The following is a 255-nucleotide window of genomic DNA, read 5'->3' on the forward strand; positions in this document are numbered from 1 at the left end:
CACTGCTGCCGATGATCAGCAATCGCCGCAGTGTACGCTCACCCATCTTGGATGTTCGCTCCAGTTTAGTTTTCCAGCTTGTAGATTTCTGTAGAGGTGTAAGACCAAGCCAGGCGGCAAAGGCACGCCCTCGTTTGAATGTGGCTGCTGCAGGTGCGAGTGCCGCGATCGCTGTGGCGGCTATTGGTCCAATGCCGGGGATGGTCATCAGCCGACGAGCGACTTCATCTTCACGGGCTCGCCGCGCAATTTCCT

Annotated in this window: 1 protein-coding gene; it reads right to left on the bottom strand. The window is 57.3% G+C overall.

What is annotated here, in order from left to right; translation table 11 throughout:
• Positions 1-255 (bottom strand): transposase (locus EOE18_RS18360; RefSeq protein WP_164852828.1); only part of this gene is annotated, 255 nt, incomplete at both ends.

It is taken from the genome of Novosphingobium umbonatum (assembly GCF_004005905.1).
Lineage (GTDB): Bacteria > Pseudomonadota > Alphaproteobacteria > Sphingomonadales > Sphingomonadaceae > Novosphingobium > Novosphingobium umbonatum.